Here is a 16,796-nt window from a genome sequence, read left to right as displayed (position 1 = left end):
CCATCACTGTTCTTCTTCCATCGGCGGCTGCGCGTGTAACGGCAGGTGCAAGGTCAGGCTCGCGCCCAAGCCATCCAGGCCTTCGCCCACCGTCACTCGGCCGCCATGGGCACCGAGCATGCCCTGGCAGATCGCCAAGCCCAAACCAGTGCCCTGCCCGCCGCGATCACCACGGGCGGCGGTGTAGAACATATTAAAAATCTTGCTGCGCTCATGCTCGGGAATACCCGGCCCCTGGTCACTGACAATAAAGCGCAATTCCTCGGCATCTGCCTCGATGGCCACGCACAAACGCCCATGCGGCGGGGAAAACCGCGCAGCATTTTCCAGCACATTGACCAAAGCCTGCTCGATCAACGCGGCATGCACATAGAGCAGCGGCAACTGTTGCGGCACCTGCATCTCTAATTGCAATGCGGACAAGACTGGGCGCAGGCGCTGAGTGGCACTGGCGACGATATCCGCCGGCGCGACCCAGTCACGCGCCAGTTTCAGCCCACCGTGGCCCAGGCGCGTCATGTCCAGCAGGTTCTGGATATAGCGGTCGAGGCGCTCGGCCTCATCGCGGGTGCCTTCCAACAGTTCGCGGCGGTCGGCTAACGGAATCTGCTCACCCAGCGCCAGCAGGCTATCAATTGAGCCGCGCATGGCGGTCAGTGGCGTGCGCAAATCATGGGACACCGATGCCAGCAGCGCGCTGCGCAACTCCTCGGTCTGTCCGTGCAGGCGCGCCGCTTCCAAATCCTCGGCCAACTGTGCACGCTCGAGCGCCTGAGCCAAGGGTTGACCCAGCGCCGTAAGCAGTCGGCGTCGTTCGGCAGGCAGGGCTCCTTCATCCTTTGGGCTGACCCCGAGCAGCAGCAATGGCCCCTCCTCACCTGACAATGGCAACCACCACCAGCGCCCGTCCGGCAAGGTGCCAGTGCCCAGCCCGGCGGGCTGATCGTGCTGCCAGGACCAATCCGCCGCTGCACGCTCCAGATCGGTGAGCAGACGCTGCGCGCCCGCCTCCACCTTCCACAGTGCATCCGGACTACGCGACAGCAAGCTGACCTCAACGTCCTGCAGCAGGCTCAGTTGCTGAATGGCCGCCGCCAGCACTGCCTGGCGATCGGTGGCCGCCGTCAGCTTGCGCGACAGTTCCAGCAACGCGCTGGTCTCACGCTGTGTCTCACGCAAAGCTTGCAACTGCCGACGCTGGCGGCTGGCCAGGTTTCCGGTGAGGCCGGCCATGAGCAGAAAGAACAGGAGGGTCAGCACGTCCTGCTGACGGTCGATGGTCAGGGTCAGGGTCGGCGGGATAAACAAAAAGTTATATGCTAGGAATGACAGGCCGGCACAGGCCATGGCCGGACCCAGGCTGCTGCGCACGGCCACGATCAGTACCGCCACCAGCATGACCAGGGAAATGTTTGGCAGTTCCAATAAATGGGACAACCCCAGCGCCACGACGGAAGCCAGAACGGTAGCCAGCAAGGCCAGCAGATAGTCACGCCAGATCACGGGTTGGCGCGGCCGTGATAAGGCCGGCGCACGACTCACCTCGGTGTCCAGCACACTGATCTCTAAACCTTGCCCTTGCTGCAGCAGACGTTCAGCAAGCCCCCGTCCCAGGTGCCAGATCCGCCGCAGGCGTTGCCGGCTGCGACCAACCAGAATCAGGCTGGCGCGCCGTTCGCGCGCATGTTCGATAAGGGTTTTCGCCACCTCACCGCCGCGTAGGCTGACCACCTCGCCACCCAAACGCTCGGCCAGTTGCTGCGCACCCTGCAGGTAGCTCAAGCGGGTTTCGTCACGCTCACCGCCGGTGTCCACATACACGACCGACCAGGGCAGATGACGGCGCTCAGCCACACGGCAGGCATGCCGCACCAGGCGCTCGGCCTGAGCATCGCCGTCGATGCCAACCAGCAGGCGGCCACGCAGCGCAGGCGCTTGCTGGCCTTGCTGGCGGTAGCGCCGGCTGAGGTCCGCATCGACCCGTGCCGCAGCCGTCTGCATCGCCAGTTCACGCAGTGCGGTGAGGTTGGTTTGGCTAAAAAATGCATCAATGGCGGCGCGCGCCTGTTCCGGCACATAGACCTTGCCGTCACGTAAACGCTCCAGCAGCTCACGCGGCGGCAGGTCGATCAGCAGAATCTCATCAGCTTCCTGCAACACCCAGTCCGGCAGGGTTTCACGCACCTGCACGCCGGTAATGTCGCGCACCTGATCATTCAGTGCTTCGAGGTGTTGCACGTTGACCGTGGTGTACACGTCGATGCCGGCATCCAGCAGTTCCTGCACATCCTGCCAGCGCTTGCTGTGGCGGCTGCCAGGGGCATTGCTGTGCGCCAGTTCATCGACCAACAGCAGCTTCGGTGGTTTGGCCAGAATGCCGTCGAGATCCATCTCGCTCAGGGCCACGCCACGGTATTCCAGACGCTGCTGCGGCTGTTGCGGCAAGCCGGTGAGCATCGCTTCGGTTTCTGCACGGCCATGGGTTTCCACCACGCCCACGCGCAAGTCGACACCCTGACGCAACTGCGCCTGCGCCGCCTGCAACATGGCGTAGGTTTTACCTACGCCGGGGGCCGCGCCGAGAAAGACCTTTAGCCGGCCCCGCCCCTCTCGCGGCATTTCATCAAGCAGGGCATCGGCGCGAACGGCATCACTCATGCGGGTTACTCAGCTTGTGCGGGGGGCGAATTGTCAGCCAGCGCCAGGTTAAGCGCCAGCACGTTAACCACCGCTGGGCCAACCAGCGGGCGTTGCACATGCTGTTCGATCAGCCGTTCCAGGCTGGCAGTCGGAATACCGCGTGCTACGGCGATTCGGGCGATCTGAAACTGTGCTGCTGCCGGCGACAAATGCGGATCAAGGCCACTGGCCGAGGTGGTCACCAGTTGCATGGGCACTGCGCCTTGACCTTCAGCCTGCAAACGTTGGGCATCGGCGGCGATACGCTCGGCCAAGGCCGGGTTGCTTGGTGCTAGGTTGCTGGCACCGCTGGCCACGGTGGCGAAGCCCGCCGCCGAAGGGCGTGGGTGAAACCATTCGGTACCGCTAAATGGCTGCGCGAGCAGGCTGCTGCCAAGCACCTCGCCTTTAGCACCCGTGATCAGGCTGCCATTGGCCTGTGCCGGGAACGCCAGTTGCGCCACGCCGGTGACAGTCAGCGGATAGACCACGCCGGTGACCAGGGTCATAAACGCCAACACGCTGATGGCTGGACGAAGTTGTTTAAGCATGATGACTCTCCAGATTTGGTGTAGCCCGGATGTAATCCGGGGACAGGATCTCCCGGATTGCATCCGGGCTACGGATTACGGGGCTTAAACCAGCCCCAGGGCCACCAACAGCAGATCAATCAGCTTGATCCCGATAAAAGGCGCGACCAAACCGCCTAGGCCGTAAATGAGCAAGTTGCGCCGCAGCAGACTCGCAGCATCAGCGGCTTGTACACGCACCCCGCGCAGGGCCAGCGGAATCAGCGCGACGATAATCAGCGCGTTGAACACAATCGCCGAGAGAATTGCGCTCTGCGGGCTGTGCAACTGCATCAGGTTGAGCGCGCCAAGCTGCGGATAGATGCCGGCGAACAGCGCCGGCAGGATGGCGAAGTACTTGGCCACATCGTTGGCCACCGAGAAGGTGGTCAATGCGCCACGGGTCACTAGCAGCTCCTTGCCCACCTGCACCACGTCGAGCAGCTTGGTCGGATCGGAATCGAGGTCGACCAGGTTGGCCGCCTCGCGCGCCGCCTGTGTGCCGTCGTTCATCGCCAGGCCGACATCGGCCTGAGCCAGGGCTGGCGCGTCGTTGGCGCCGTCACCACACATGGCGACCATCTTGCCTTCGGCCTGCTCACTGCGGATACGTTGCAGCTTCTTCTCCGGCGTGGCTTCGGCGATCAGGTCATCGACGCCCGCTTCGGCCGCAATCGCAGCAGCGGTCAGTGGGTTGTCGCCAGTCACCATCACGGTGCGGATGCCCATGGCGCGCAGCTCGGCGAAACGCTCGCGAATGCCCGGTTTGACCACGTCCTTGAGGTGAATAGCGCCGAGCAACTGACCGTCACCGGCTACCAGCAAAGGAGTACCGCCGCTCTGGGCGATCTTCTCGATTTCACGGGCCAGTGTGGCCGGGACGTCGCCGCGCTGGATACCCAGATAAAGCAGCACCGCATCCACTGCGCCCTTGCGGTAGCTGTGACCGTTGTAATCAGCACCGGACAGACGCGTTTCGGCGCTGAACGCGATCGACTTGATTTCACTGCGCTCCGGCTCCTGCATCGTACTGAGCCCGCGCAGGTATTCGACAATCGACTTGCCTTCGGCGGTGTCATCGGCCAGCGAAGCCAGCAACGCCGCATCGCTGAGCTGCTTGCCGGAGATTCCCGGCGCTTTGTACAGCGCCGTGCAGCGGCGGTTGCCAAAAGTAATGGTGCCGGTCTTGTCGAGCAGCAGCACATGCACGTCCCCCGCCGCTTCCACCGCGCGGCCGGACTTGGCGATCACATTCAGACGCACCAGACGGTCCATGCCGGCGATGCCGATGGCCGAGAGCAGGCCGCCGATGGTGGTCGGGATCAGCGTCACCAACAGCGCAGCGAGGTACACCAAAGGCAGATCACCGCCAGAGTAACGGGCAAACGGCTGCAGGGTCGCGACCACCAGCAGGAAGATCAGGCTCAGACCAATCAGCAGGATATCCAGCGCCACTTCGTTGGGTGTCTTCTGCCGTTTGGCACCTTCGACCAGGGCGATCATCCGGTCCAGGGTCGACTCGCCCGGGTTGGCGGTGATATGCACCAGCAGCCAGTCAGACACCACACGGGTGTTGCCCGTCACGGCCGAACGGTCACCGCCGGACTCACGGATCACCGGCGCGGATTCACCGGTAATCGCCGCTTCGTTGACTGCAGCAATCCCTTCGATCACCTCGCCATCGCCAGGGATCAGCTCACCGGCCTCGACCCGCACGATATCGCCACGGCGCAAGCTGCTGGCCGCCACGGTCTCGAACTGCTGACCATTCTTGCGGCGCGCATTCAGCCCCTGACTGCCGGCCTTGAGGCTGTCAGCGCGGGCTTTGCCACGCCCTTCAGCCAGTGCTTCGGCGAAGTTGGCAAACAGCACGGTAAACCACAGCCACAGGGCAATCTGCACGGCCAGACCGGTAGACACCTGAGGATTGGGGATAAAGCACAGCACAGTGGTCACCACGGCCGTCAGTTCGACCACCAGCATCACCGGTGAGCGCACCAACTGACGCGGGTCAAGCTTGACGAAGGCCTGGCGCAGCGCGGGTTTCCACAGCGCGGCGATCGAGGTTTTCGGTTGTTGCGCGGCGCTGTTCAGCACCGGTTCGGTACGGGCGTTCATCATGGTTCTCCCTTAGAAGCCCTGGAACATAGTCATGTGCTCAGCAATCGGGCCCAAGGCCAGTGCCGGAAGGAAAGTCAGGCCACCGACCAACAGAATGGTCAGGGTCAGCAGGGTGACGAACAGCGGGCCGTGGGTCGGGAAGCTGTTGCTGCCCACTGGTGCGCGCTTCTTCGCGGCTAGGCTGCCGGCAATCGCCAGGATCGGCAGGATGTAGCCGAAGCGACCGATGAGCATGGCCAGGCCGATCATCAGGTTGTGGTACGGCGTGTTGGCGCCGAAGCCACCGAAGGCCGAACCGTTGTTAGCCGCACCAGAGGTGTAGTTGTAGAGAATCTGGCTGAAACCGTGGGCGCCAGGGTTGGTGACCGAAGCCGCCGGGCCCGGCAAGCTGGCCGCCAGCGCGCCGAGTACCAGCACGCCAACCGGCATCACCAGCAGGGTCGCCACCAGCAGGCGCACTTCGCGCGCTTCGAGCTTCTTACCGAGGTATTCCGGGGTGCGACCGATCATCAGGCCGGCGAGAAATACCGCGATCAGCACAAACAGCAACATGCCGTAGAGCCCCGCTCCGACGCCGCCGAAGATCACCTCGCCAAGCATCATGTTGAACATCGGGATCATCCCGCCCAGCGCGCTGAAGCTGTCGTGCATGGCGTTCACCGAGCCGTTGGAGGCGGCCGTGGTAGTCACTGCCCACAACGCCGAGGCCGTGGTGCCAAAGCGGCTTTCCTTACCTTCCAGCGAACCGCTTTGCTCAATCGGCAAGCCAGCCAGCGCCGGGTTCGGCTGATGTTCGGCATACAGAGTGCCGCCCAGACCGACGCTGAACAAAATCAGCATGCAGGCCAACAGAGCGCGGCTCTGGCGCAGGTCTTTGACGTAATGGCCGAAGGTGAACAACAAGGCCGCCGGAATCAGGATGATCGAGGCCACCTCGAACAGGTTGCTCCAGGCCGTGGGGTTCTCGAACGGGTGCGCCGAGTTGACGCCGAAGAAGCCGCCGCCGTTGGTGCCTAACTGTTTGATGGCAATCTGGCTGGCTGCCGGGCCAAGCGGTACGACTTGATCGGTGCCGCCAAGAGTGTGCGCCGTAACGTATTCAAGGAAGGTTTGCGGCACGCCCTGCCACACCAGAAACAGCGCCAGCACCAGGCAGAACGGCAGCAGGCCGTAGAGCGTGGCACGGGTCAGGTCAACCCAGAAGTTGCCGACGCTGTTGCTCGAACGACGGGCGATGCCGCGGCAGAACACCACCAGCACGGCAAGGCCGACTGCCGGGCTGACAAAGTTTTGCACGCCCAGGCCAACCATCTGACTGAAGTAGCTGAGCGAGGCTTCGCCGCTGTAGGCCTGCCAGTTGGTGTTGGTGACGAAACTCACGGCGGTGTTGAACGCCAGCGTCCACTCCATCCCCGGCAATTGCTGCGGATTAAGCGGCAAACTGCCTTGCAGCATCAGAATACTGAACAGCGTCACCAAGCTGATCAAAGTGAAAGCCAGCAGCGCCAGCGTGTAGGTCTTCCAGTCTTGCTCAGTGTTGCTGTCAACCCCGGCAATCCGGTAGCAGAGACGCTCGACCGGCTGCAGCACCGGGCTTAGCCAGGTTTTCTCTCCTTCCATCACCCGGTACAGGTAGCGCCCGATGAAGGGGGCTGGCAGCAGAACCAGGACGAAGAACGCCAGGATCAAGGTGAAATCGTAACTGTGCATATGCGCCCCTACGCCTGATCGGCGCGCAGCAGCGCAACCAGCAGATAAATGAATAGTCCCAAGGCCAGGCCCAGGGACACCCCGTCGAGAATGCTCATGTGTTTGCTCCTTGTTGCGGTGGCTACCGCTTGGAGCAAATTGTCGGCAACCAGGGCGTAAAGGAACGAGTGCGGGGGATGCGGCTAGGCATAAAGAAAGCGTAAAGATCGCGGCTGCACGCAAACAAAAACGGCCAGAAGCCCCGTTTTACCGGGTCATCTGGCCGCTTTTAGTGCTGGGAGGGGGTTATGCCCAGTATTTACTCGCCGATGCTTTCTGCTTCGCTGTCATACATCAGCGCTTCGTCATCGCCCGCGTCACCCATACCGCCCAGACCACCCGCGCTGCTCATGGCCAAGGCCATAAACTGCTCGACGGTCATGGGTTTGCCGTTAAAGGTGATTTGCCCGTTGGCATAGTTCAGGCTGGCGCGGATGGTTTCGCCATCCAGGGTCGCCAGTTCGCTGGCCAACGCCATGCCACTGGCCATTTCACCGACCATCGCTGCTTGCTGGGCAATGGCTTGCTGATCAGTTTCACCGGCGATTTTTGCCTGCACGCTCACCACATCGCTGATCATGGCTTTCGACACACGCAGTTGAGCATCCAACTGGGTGATCAGCTCTTGGGCCAACGCTTCTGCGGGCAGATCGAACGAGCTAGGTTTGTTGAAATCAAAGCCCAGGCTGAAACTGCTTTCGCCATTGGCGGTTTTGAACGCCAGCTTTTCTAGGGCGATCGCTGGTTTGCCAGCCAGCAGTTTTTCCAGATCGACTTTCAGCTGAGCGGTTTGCGCGTCGCTGAGCTCGGGCATGCCGCTGTCGCTTTCAATTTTGCCGTCTTGCAGCAAGGTGCCGTAGAGCTCAATCAGCGATTGCAGCGCCGTGACATCCAGGTTTTTCACGCGCCAGAGCATCTGCGAGGAGCCGATGTCCAGCCCCTGATAACTGATCATGCCTACGTCATAACTTTGCCAGGCTGAAATCTGCTGATCGGCCTCGGTGGTTTCATCACGCTGGACAAAATCCTTGAGCAGCACAGGCGCATGCTCGCCCGCCTGAAACTCGATTTGCTGCAGGCGAACTTCGTTCTCACCCAGATAAAGGTCAGTGCTGCCTTTGCGCGTATTGCTGTTGAGGCTCATGCCTTTGAAGGCGAAGCGCAGGGTTTCATCGTTGGCCAGCACGGTGTTGATCTGCAGGCTGTCCATCAGGCCGTTGGCGCTGATGTGTTCGGCGTTGGCGCTGGTTTCAAAATCGACATTCAGGCCGCTGAAATCAATACGCGTCTGTGCATCCAGATCCAGCTGCACAGGTTGCAGGCGCAGGTAGCCGGACAGCGCTTCGTCATAGCCCAGGCTGACCTGGCCTTGCAGTGGCGAGCCGTTGCTGGCGGCAAACCATTTTTCCAGTTCTGGGCTGCGCTCCAGCTCAAAATGGCTGGTGGACATCACCGGCAGCAATTTGAATGCGGCCAATCGCGAGAGCGGAAACGGCCCATGCTCAATGCGGTCAGCCACGGTCCAGGCGTAGCTAGCTGGCGACTCACCGTCCAGACTGCCGGTTACCTGAATACGGTAGCGTGCATCGCTGCTGAACAGATGACGTTCTAACGAGAGCAATTCAATGCTGGCGTTAAACCCCGTAGCCGGCAGGCTTTTGGCCATGTCGTCGTTGGCCTGTTTAATGGCGTCGTCCAGCACAGCAGGTATTTGTTGGCCGGTATACCAAGCGCCCGCGGTGCTCAAAGCACCTACGGCGACAACCACGCCAAGGGCGCTGCCTAAAAATTTATTCATGGGTCAAATCCTGGGTGTCCGTTGAGTGTTGTGTGCTCTTCCCTGTTCGCTCATCGCCACCGATAAGCGATTGCGGTCAGCAGGCCGACGTCTGCCTGGCAAAAGCGCTCGCAGGCTAACACCCTGGCCCGGCGCTCACCAAGCGGGGCGGCGCCTTATCATTGGAAATGCCGTCGTCATAGATACCGCGGCGCTGTATTGAAACGCGCTTAGCTTAACGATTTCGAGCCACTCTCTGTGCGCTGCACAACCGGGGGCACCGTCGAGGAGCCTACCCAGTCACTGAGAAGGCTGTAGGCCACGGCCAGCAAGGTCGGACCGAGAAAAAGACCCATAAAGCCAAACGCCAGAATGCCGCCAAATACGCCCAACAACACAACGATTAACGGCAAGTTGCCGCCGCGACTGATCAGGTAGGGTTTGAGGATGTTGTCAACGCCGCTGATAACAAACAGCCCCCACACCAGCAGGAAAATCCCCAACCCCACTTCGCCCTGCCAGAACAGCCAGGCTACCGCAGGCCCCCAAACCAGCGGGGGGACCATGATCAGACTGAAGCCAAAGGTCAAAATACCCAAGATCAGGGCGCCGGGGATACCGGCGATGGTAAAGCCAATCCAGGCCAAAATGGCCTGCGCCATGGCGGTGCCGATTACCCCATTCACCACCCGCTGCACCGTGCCGGCTACCAGTTCCAGGTAATGCTCAGCACGATCGCCGATCAGACGTTCCAAAAGACTTTGTGCAAACGCGGCCAGGCGCGGGCCATCACGGTAGAAAAAGAAAACCAGCACCAGACTCAGTGCCAACTCCACCATACCGCCACCAATTTGCGCACTTCGGGCCAATAACCAGTTACCGACTTGCCCCAAATAAGGCTGCACAGTGGCAAACAATTCAGCGCCTTGCTGATCGATTGTGAGCCAGAAATCCGTCAACCGTTCACCAATAAACGGAACATCTGCCAACCACACAGGCGCTGGCGGCAAGCCATCAACCTGAAGATCCTTGATCAGCCCGGTCACATCTTTAATGTGATCCGCGAGGTTAAAGCCCAGCATCACTAAAGGTACGGCAACCACACCGGTCCAGACTAAAGTCAGCAGTGCGGCGGCCAATGCCTGACGCCCGCCCAGCAAGCGGGTCAGCACGCGCATCACAGGCCAACTGGCAAACGACAGCACCGCCGCCCAGAACAGTGCCGACCAGAAAGGGGCCAACACCCAAAGGCTGGCACCCAACAAGCCGAGCAACAGTATCTGCACTAGCAGACGATCGTTTGTAGCCATACGAGCAACTCCCTAAACATGCAAAAAGGCTCTGCCGCAAAACGGCAGAGCCCGGACAATAAAGTGCAATTAACTCAGCGGCAAATTAATGACTAACGCAGCACGTCAAGTTGCAAACCTGTGACAGTTGCATCACCGAGTTCAAGACGGCTGGCACGAACCCGTTGCTCGACCAACGCCTCTCGCCAGGCTTCAGCTTTATGGCCACTGATGGTCACGCGCAAAGTACTGTCGAGGTTGAGAGTGCGTGCCACTAATGTGACCCACTCGCTGTCAGGATCAGTTTGCTGGGCCAACCGCAGTTGACCCGTACTTTTTAGCTGTCGCTGCAGGGTTGCGGGGGTTGGCAAAACGACCGCCAGCGGCGAACTGGCCGCCAATCGTTCAACGTGCAGGTACGCACGCTTATTGCCACGGGTGATGCTGTAGAGCGCCAAAAGACTGTTCTCGTTTGGCGATGCCAAACGCATGAGAGCGTAGGTCTGTTGATCGTCTGAACCGGTCAGCACGCTGTTGGCAAAAACCTCATTGGCCCACAGGCTGCTGGAGCCGCATTCACGCCCCTGACACCAGTAGAGCAACTCGGCGTTCTGCGCCTGCAATGACTCGCGGGCCTTGGCAAAAGCCTCATTAGCGCTATGGGTGCGGGGGATTTCATAGGTAATGGTGGTCAGTTGACCCACAGCCAACACGTCTCGCTCAAACCGCAGCTTGCCACTGATGCGCCGTATCGCACCTTGCGGATAAATGCGCTCTTGAGCAGCCATTTCCTTGAAATTAACAATCGTGCTTTCTGGAAACCTGGGTAACTCTTCGAGATCACGACTGCCAGCGACATCTGCTACGGCTGTGACGCTGGCCAGCAACATGCCCGTGACGAAAGTGATACGTGTAAACAGGCTCATTTGATCAACATCGACTGGGCCGCTTTTACAATTTTCTCACCGCTTTCTTCACGCTGCGGCACAAGCAACCCGCGCTGCACCGCAGGGCGCGCGGCCAGTTCGCTCATCCAGCGTTGCAGGTGCTCCAGGCCGTCCACCGAAACCCCAGCCCAATCATGGATGCGCACCCAAGGATAGGTGGCGATGTCGGCAATGCTGTAGTCGTCAGTCAGGTACTGCGACTCGCTCAGGCGATGGTCGAGCACTTCGTAAAGACGACGGGTTTCGCGCTGATAGCGGTCGATGGGGCCTTGCAGTTTTTCCGGAAAATAGCGGAAAAACACGTTAGCTTGGCCCTGCATGGGACCAACACCGCCCATTTGGAACATTAGCCATTGGATGACTTGCGAGCGGCCTTTGACATCTTGAGGCATCAGTTGGCCGGTTTTTTCTGCCAGGTAGAGCAGAATCGCGCCCGACTCGAAGACAGCAAAATCACCGTTATCGCGGTCCACAATCGCCGGAATACGGCCATTGGGATTGATTTTCAGGTAGTCGGCGGATTTCTGTTCCTGCTTATCGAAGCTCAGGGCATGCACGCTGTAAGGCAGTTGCAATTCTTCCAGTGCGATAGACGCTTTATGGCCGTTGGGCGTGGCAGCGGTGTACAGGTCGATCATGTGAATCTCCGTGGCTATCGCCACACCTTTCCCCAGTTGCCTCAGCCAAGTCAAGCCGCCGCGAGGAAAGCTTTGAAACAGTCTGCGACCAAGGTCGCGCCGTTGTCGTCATCCAAGTGCAGATGATGGCCGCCGGGAAGCTGCTGGCACTCCACGGCCAAGCCATCGAGTAGCTGCATGAAATTGGGTTGAGCGAGCAGCATGCCCTGCTCCGCCACGACCAGCTTCACCGGGCATTGCAGGTTGCGGACAAATGCCATGGCGTGAGCGTGCGTCAGGCGCAGCGGCGAAGGTAAGGTCAGGCGGCTGTCGGTGCGCCAGGTATAACCGCCAGGCACCGGCATCAGGCCACGGCGGGCCAGCAATTCAGCGGCTTCAAGGCTGACCGCACCCACGCCCTGCAGACGCGCCTGCACTGCGCGTTCAAATACCTCGTAAACCGGCTTGCGCTTGCCAGCCAAGGCCATCTGCGCGCGCAGGGCTTCACCGAGCTTTTGCGGCGCGCTGTCAGCCTCGCCGGTGAAGGGGATCAGCCCATCAATCAAGGCCAAACGCGTCACCCGTTCAGGCATAGACGCGGCCAGCAGCACCGAGATAATCGCGCCCATGGAATGCCCGAGCAGAGCAAACTGCTGCCAGCCAAATTGCTCGGCCACCTGCAGCACATCCTGAATGTATTCCCAGATGGGATAACTGGCACCGGCTGGGCGGTGATCTGAGTGACCATGCCCAGCCAAATCCAGCGCCACGATGCGCAAGCCCGGGAGCAAAGGTGCCAGCCGGGCAAAACTGGCGGCGTTGTCTAACCAGCCATGCAGGGCAATGACCGGAATGCCGTCTTCGGGGCCATACAAGTGGGCCGCCAACTCGATGTGTGGCAGGCGCAGGCGCACCTCTTCAACATTCAGGCTCATACGCGGTGCTCGCTCGACGGTTGTCCAGACCAACGCTGGAAGAGTTTCTTCAAGAGTTCGGCAGTGTCCTGCGGGCGCTCCAACGGGAACATGTGACCGCCCGGCAGTGTCAGGTATTCGCCGTTGGGTACACGCCGCACCAGATGTGCGTGGTGCGGCAACACCACACGGCTTTGCCGACCGCGCACCATGGCCAACGGTACTTGCAGTTGCTGCGGCCTGCCCGGACTGGTGTGCGGCACACTGCGGTAAATGCTGATTTCAGTGGCCGGATCAAAACGCAAACGCACGTTATTGCCGGCAGCTTTCAGGCCGTGTTCTACATAGGCGTCCAGGCATTCCGGATCAAACTGACGAAACAAACCCTTGCCCGCGAAGTAGCCTCGGGCTTCGTCTAGATCGACGAATTCTTCACGGCGGCCCAAGGTGCGGCCGGCCGGGGTGATACGGTCAATAAAGCCAAAACGCTTGGCGGCGCGGATGACCATTTTGTCGGCCAGGGTCAGCACCGGCGAATCGAGCATCACCACCCCCTGATAAAGCTCTGGCCGCTGCAACGCCGCGTGATAATGCAGCACGCCGCCCAGTGAATGACCCACACCCCACACCGGCTGCTGAGCGCTCTCAAGATGATGGATCAGCTCATCGACCAGATTGCTCCAGTTGTCATTCACCGGAAAGCGCGGGTCATGGCCATGCTGATCCAGGTGCTGCACCTGATACTCAGGTGCCAGAGCTGTAAAAAGCTTGCCGTAAGTGGCCGAAGGAAAGCCGTTGGCATGGGCAAAGAACACGGGCGAGGTCATGGCGGCGGGCTTATCTGAAGAGTTGCCGTCGATTGTCCGGCAGCACTGGCGATGCAGCAATGACAAAACGGCCAGTGAATAACGGCACTATGGCCAAAATGCATGGGAAGCCCGCCAGCGATTGCTAGCGGAAAGGTAATCAGCGTTGCGCCGGACCGTTCTCGCCCAACGGCACGATGGCCATGGTCAGGCGGGAAATGCAGCTGGCTTTGCCATCTTCGCCACTCAGGCGGATATCCCAAACATGCGTAGTGCGGCCCAAATGCACAGGCCGCGCTACCGCCGTGACCCGACCGCTGCGCACACCACGCAGGTGGTTGGCATTGACCTCCAGACCCACACAGTAGAACTGACTGCTATCGATGCACAGATGGCTGGCAGTGGAACCCAGGGTTTCCGCCAGCACCACTGACGCGCCGCCATGCAACAAGCCGTATGGCTGATGGGTGCGCGCATCAACCACCATGCTGGCGGTCAGCGACTCATCATCGAAGGACTCAAAACGGATATCCAGTTGCTCGCCAATGGTGTTTTTCAAAAAACCATTGAGTTGTTGCAGGTTGGGTGTTTGCTGCCAAAGCGCCATGATCACTCCCCTTGAGTGGATTTAGCCGGGTGTGGCCGCCGCGCAGGCGCCGGCCACACGCCTGATCAGTCGTGCCAGAGCACGGTCTCGCTGCGCTCGATCCATTCAGCAAAACGCTCGCCGTAGGTGCCTTCGATCACGGCGCGTTTAATCTTCAACGTTGGCGTGAGGAAGCCGTTATCCACGGCCCAGACCTCCTTGACCAACACCAGACGCTGCAAGCGCTCGTGCTTGTCGAGGGATTGATTAACCTGCTCCAGCAGTTTTTTCAGGCTGCTTTCTAACTCGCCACGGCTGCCATTGGCCGCCTCACTGCGCCCCACATCGGATAACACACAAAGCGCCATGGGCGATGGCATGCCATCACCCACCACACACACTTGCTCGATGCGCGAGTGTTCACCCAAGCGAATTTCAATGGGTGCTGGGGCCACGTATTTGCCTTTGCTGGTTTTGAAAATTTCCTTGATGCGCCCGGTCAACCGCAGGTTGCCGTCAGCATCCTGTTCGCCCTTGTCACCCGTGCGCAAAAAGCCATCGGCGGTGATGGTCTCGGCGGTTTTTTCCGGGTCTTTGTAGTAACCCTGCATAGTCGCCCCGCTGCGCACCTGCACCTCGCCATCGTCAGCAATGCGCACTTCAACGCCCGGACTGTTCTGACCGATCCAACCCTTTTTGAACTTGCCTGGGCGGCATACATGCGAGTAGCCGCAGTTCTCGGTCATGCCGTAAACCTCCAGCACATCCAGCCCCAGGCGCTTGTACCAGTTGAGCAACGCATCCGGCACAGGCGCTGCGCCAGACAGGGCATAGCGCACAGCATCAAGCCCCAAACCGGCCAGCACTTTCTTGCCCACGATACGGCCAATGATCGGCAGTTTGAGGAGGAAATCCAGCTTCTCCGCTGGCATCTTGCTGTAAACGCCCATCTGGAATTTGGTCCAGATGCGCGGCACACCGAACATCACCGTCGGCCGTGCGCGCTTGAGGTCTTCCAGGAAGGTATCGAGGCTTTCCGCAAAGAAAATGGTTTGCCCGGCGTAAATCGAGGCCAACTCGACAAACATCCGCTCGGCCACGTGACACAGCGGCAGATACGACAAAACCCGGTCATCTTCACCCACGCCGAACAACTCGGTGGCGCGGCTGGCGGCAAAGCCAAAGTTGCTGAAATGTTGCATCACCCCTTTCGGCGTACCGGTGGTGCCCGAGGTGTAGATGATGGTGGCCAACTGATTGGCCGCAGGCTTGGGGTTGTCTTGAATGGGCGTGCAGGCTTGCAGGTCATCCCAGGTAAAACTGAACTTACCCTCGGGACGCTGCGGCATGCCGATGGTCGGCACACCTTCCGGCACGCCAGCGGCCATCGAGGGCCAGTCGTCGAGTTTACCGACGAACACCAGCGCTGCTTCGGAGTGGCGCAGCACTTGCCCAACCGATTCAGCCGTGAGGTTGGGATACAACGGCACTGAAACATGCCCAGCCATCCAGATGGCCAGGTCGGTGACGATCCAATGCGCGCAGTTTTTCGAAATAATGGCGATGCGGCTGCCCGGCGGCAATTCGCGGCTGCGCAACCAGTTAGCGGCACGCCGGGCTTGTTCGCCGACATCCGCCCAGCTCAGCTCCAGCAACTGCCCGCCCGGCAGCGGCTGAACCATGTAACGTTTGTTCGGGTGCCGAGCTTCACGCTCGTAAAACACGTCCAGCGGTAAACGGTATGTATCAGCCACAGGGCTTCCTCCTTTGTTATTTTTGTGGAGCCAACCAAGCAATTGCTTGGTTGACTATTCCACGCACAAAGAAAGCCCGCAAGAGGATAAATGTTTCAGCGCCCTGAGCCGGTGTCGTAGCGTCGAATACCTTCAACGCACTGGCAACAGAAGTCAGTGGTGCTGATGCAGTGAAAGTTGCATCAAGCCTGCGACCAGTGCTGGCGCTTCAAGCAAGGCCAAGCTGGCGGTGTCCATTGGCAAGGGCTGTTGCCGATGTCCATGCAGCAGCAACCCCGCCAGTGCGCCAACCAGTGGCTGATGGGTGACTAACAGCAGTTCTTCAAAGGGGTAAGCATCTAACTCGCGCAAGGCATGACGCAAATCACTGTCGGGAGTTAACCAAGGGACGGTTAACCGCTGCCCGGAAAAAGCCAGCGCCTCGCACAGCACATCAGCGGTTTGCTGGGCGCGAACATAAGGGCTGACCAGCACGGCCTGCAGCGGTTGGTCACGCAGGTGTTCAGCCGCTGCAGCAACCTGACGGCGACCAAACGCAGTCAGATTGCGTTGCGCATCCGTGGCGGCCATTACCTCGGCTTCACCGTGGCGCAGTAGCCACAACTTCACCGCAGCCGCTCCAGCGCAACGCCAGTCACAGCTTGGGCTCTTCGTCGCGCACCGGATGAGCAGCCGGTGCAATGCTATGCGCCGTCTCGCCTTGTGGTGCTTGCGGCGTTGGCCAATCAGCGAAAGGCCACGGTTTCTCGTCTGTGTTGAACGTGCCAAAACGACCGATTTGCGCCAAGTACTGGCTCAAGCTATCGCCAAAGCCCAACATCCCGGCATTCGGCGCGCCGTAAAACAGCCGATAGGCCAACTGCAACACCACCAAAACGCCTAGCACCATGACGGCCAGTTGCCAAACGAGGGAAAAGATCACCATCCACAGAACGCGCAGCAGTATCGACTCACGCTGCAATTGTTGGTTGCCATTACTCATGTCCAT

Annotated in this window: 15 protein-coding genes; all 15 read right to left on the bottom strand. The window is 60.2% G+C overall.

The genetic code is table 11. The features are described from left to right. Positions 1 to 3: 3 nt before the first annotated feature. A complete protein-coding gene (locus AUK77_RS03380; protein WP_296126111.1) occupies positions 4 to 2,658 on the bottom strand; it encodes a sensor histidine kinase KdpD in 2,655 nt (884 codons plus the stop codon). Positions 2,659 to 2,663: 5 nt separating this feature from the next. Continuing rightward, positions 2,664 to 3,230 carry a potassium-transporting ATPase subunit KdpC gene (kdpC, locus tag AUK77_RS03375; RefSeq protein WP_296126109.1) on the bottom strand — a complete coding sequence of 189 codons (567 nt, stop codon included), beginning with the start codon at positions 3,228 to 3,230 and terminating at the stop codon, positions 2,664 to 2,666. Between the two features lie 84 nt (positions 3,231 to 3,314). After that, positions 3,315 to 5,366, bottom strand: coding sequence for a potassium-transporting ATPase subunit KdpB (gene kdpB / locus AUK77_RS03370; RefSeq protein WP_296126106.1), 2,052 nt, complete (start codon positions 5,364 to 5,366; stop codon positions 3,315 to 3,317). Between the two features lie 12 nt (positions 5,367 to 5,378). After that, positions 5,379 to 7,079, bottom strand: coding sequence for a potassium-transporting ATPase subunit KdpA (gene kdpA, locus AUK77_RS03365; protein WP_296126104.1), 1,701 nt, complete (start codon positions 7,077 to 7,079; stop codon positions 5,379 to 5,381). Between the two features lie 8 nt (positions 7,080 to 7,087). Beyond that, positions 7,088 to 7,177 carry a K(+)-transporting ATPase subunit F gene (gene kdpF, locus AUK77_RS03360; RefSeq protein ID WP_090253391.1) on the bottom strand — a complete coding sequence of 30 codons (90 nt, stop codon included), beginning with the start codon at positions 7,175 to 7,177 and terminating at the stop codon, positions 7,088 to 7,090. 200 nt (positions 7,178 to 7,377) lie between these two features. Then, complete coding sequence (locus tag AUK77_RS03355) at positions 7,378 to 8,916, bottom strand: YdgA family protein (RefSeq protein ID WP_296126101.1); 1,539 nt, start codon at positions 8,914 to 8,916, stop codon at positions 7,378 to 7,380. 209 nt (positions 8,917 to 9,125) lie between these two features. Then, positions 9,126 to 10,205, bottom strand: coding sequence for an AI-2E family transporter (locus AUK77_RS03350; protein WP_296126098.1), 1,080 nt, complete (start codon positions 10,203 to 10,205; stop codon positions 9,126 to 9,128). 92 nt (positions 10,206 to 10,297) lie between these two features. Further along, complete coding sequence (locus AUK77_RS03345) at positions 10,298 to 11,110, bottom strand: DUF4892 domain-containing protein (RefSeq protein ID WP_296126095.1); 813 nt, start codon at positions 11,108 to 11,110, stop codon at positions 10,298 to 10,300. Beyond that, positions 11,107 to 11,769: a glutathione S-transferase N-terminal domain-containing protein gene (locus AUK77_RS03340; RefSeq protein ID WP_296126092.1), complete on the bottom strand. Its 663-nt coding sequence runs from the start codon at positions 11,767 to 11,769 to the stop codon at positions 11,107 to 11,109. The genes AUK77_RS03345 and AUK77_RS03340 overlap by 4 nt, the downstream gene beginning before the upstream one ends. Positions 11,770 to 11,819: 50 nt before the next feature. Continuing rightward, positions 11,820 to 12,683, bottom strand: coding sequence for an alpha/beta hydrolase (locus AUK77_RS03335; RefSeq protein ID WP_296126089.1), 864 nt, complete (start codon positions 12,681 to 12,683; stop codon positions 11,820 to 11,822). Then, positions 12,680 to 13,489, bottom strand: a complete 810-nt coding sequence (locus AUK77_RS03330) for an alpha/beta hydrolase (protein ID WP_296126085.1) — start codon at positions 13,487 to 13,489, stop codon at positions 12,680 to 12,682. Before AUK77_RS03330 ends, AUK77_RS03335 begins: the two co-directional genes overlap by 4 nt. 139 nt (positions 13,490 to 13,628) lie before the next feature. Beyond that, complete coding sequence (locus AUK77_RS03325) at positions 13,629 to 14,075, bottom strand: hotdog fold thioesterase (RefSeq protein ID WP_296126081.1); 447 nt, start codon at positions 14,073 to 14,075, stop codon at positions 13,629 to 13,631. 65 nt (positions 14,076 to 14,140) lie between these two features. Then, the gene (locus AUK77_RS03320) at positions 14,141 to 15,808 is read right to left on the bottom strand and encodes an AMP-binding protein (protein WP_296126078.1); all 1,668 of its coding nucleotides are present in this window, start codon (positions 15,806 to 15,808) and stop codon (positions 14,141 to 14,143) included. A 153-nt stretch (positions 15,809 to 15,961) separates the two neighbouring features. Next, on the bottom strand, positions 15,962 to 16,417 hold the full coding sequence (sixA, locus tag AUK77_RS03315) for a phosphohistidine phosphatase SixA (protein WP_296126075.1): 456 nt from the start codon (positions 16,415 to 16,417) through the stop codon (positions 15,962 to 15,964). A gap of 25 nt (positions 16,418 to 16,442) precedes the next feature. Then, a complete protein-coding gene (locus AUK77_RS03310) occupies positions 16,443 to 16,790 on the bottom strand; it encodes a DUF4389 domain-containing protein (protein WP_296126072.1) in 348 nt (115 codons plus the stop codon). Positions 16,791 to 16,796: the final 6 nt, after the last annotated feature.

This window comes from Pseudomonas sp. Ga0074129 (assembly GCA_001465025.1).
Classification (GTDB): Bacteria; Pseudomonadota; Gammaproteobacteria; order Pseudomonadales; family Pseudomonadaceae; genus Aquipseudomonas.
Note: the sequence above shows the minus strand (reverse complement) of the source record. Positions and strands in the feature narration are given on the sequence as shown.

Bases quoted from the DNA above. Each gene is read 5' to 3' on its own strand.
- AUK77_RS03355 (WP_296126101.1), bottom strand. From the start codon at position 8,916: ATGAATAAATTTTTAGGCAGCGCCCTTGGCGTGGTTGTCGCCGTAGGT.
- AUK77_RS03345 (WP_296126095.1), bottom strand. From the start codon at position 11,110: ATGAGCCTGTTTACACGTATCACTTTCGTCACGGGCATGTTGCTGGCC.
- AUK77_RS03335 (WP_296126089.1), bottom strand. From the start codon at position 12,683: ATGAGCCTGAATGTTGAAGAGGTGCGCCTGCGCCTGCCACACATCGAG.
- AUK77_RS03380 (WP_296126111.1), bottom strand. From the start codon at position 2,658: ATGAGTGATGCCGTTCGCGCCGATGCCCTGCTTGATGAAATGCCGCGA.
- kdpF (WP_090253391.1), bottom strand. From the start codon at position 7,177: ATGAGCATTCTCGACGGGGTGTCCCTGGGCCTGGCCTTGGGACTATTC.
- kdpC (WP_296126109.1), bottom strand. From the start codon at position 3,230: ATGCTTAAACAACTTCGTCCAGCCATCAGCGTGTTGGCGTTTATGACC.
- AUK77_RS03330 (WP_296126085.1), bottom strand. From the start codon at position 13,489: ATGACCTCGCCCGTGTTCTTTGCCCATGCCAACGGCTTTCCTTCGGCC.
- AUK77_RS03350 (WP_296126098.1), bottom strand. From the start codon at position 10,205: ATGGCTACAAACGATCGTCTGCTAGTGCAGATACTGTTGCTCGGCTTG.
- kdpA (WP_296126104.1), bottom strand. From the start codon at position 7,079: ATGCACAGTTACGATTTCACCTTGATCCTGGCGTTCTTCGTCCTGGTT.
- AUK77_RS03325 (WP_296126081.1), bottom strand. From the start codon at position 14,075: ATGGCGCTTTGGCAGCAAACACCCAACCTGCAACAACTCAATGGTTTT.
- AUK77_RS03340 (WP_296126092.1), bottom strand. From the start codon at position 11,769: ATGATCGACCTGTACACCGCTGCCACGCCCAACGGCCATAAAGCGTCT.
- AUK77_RS03310 (WP_296126072.1), bottom strand. From the start codon at position 16,790: ATGAGTAATGGCAACCAACAATTGCAGCGTGAGTCGATACTGCTGCGC.
- kdpB (WP_296126106.1), bottom strand. From the start codon at position 5,366: ATGAACGCCCGTACCGAACCGGTGCTGAACAGCGCCGCGCAACAACCG.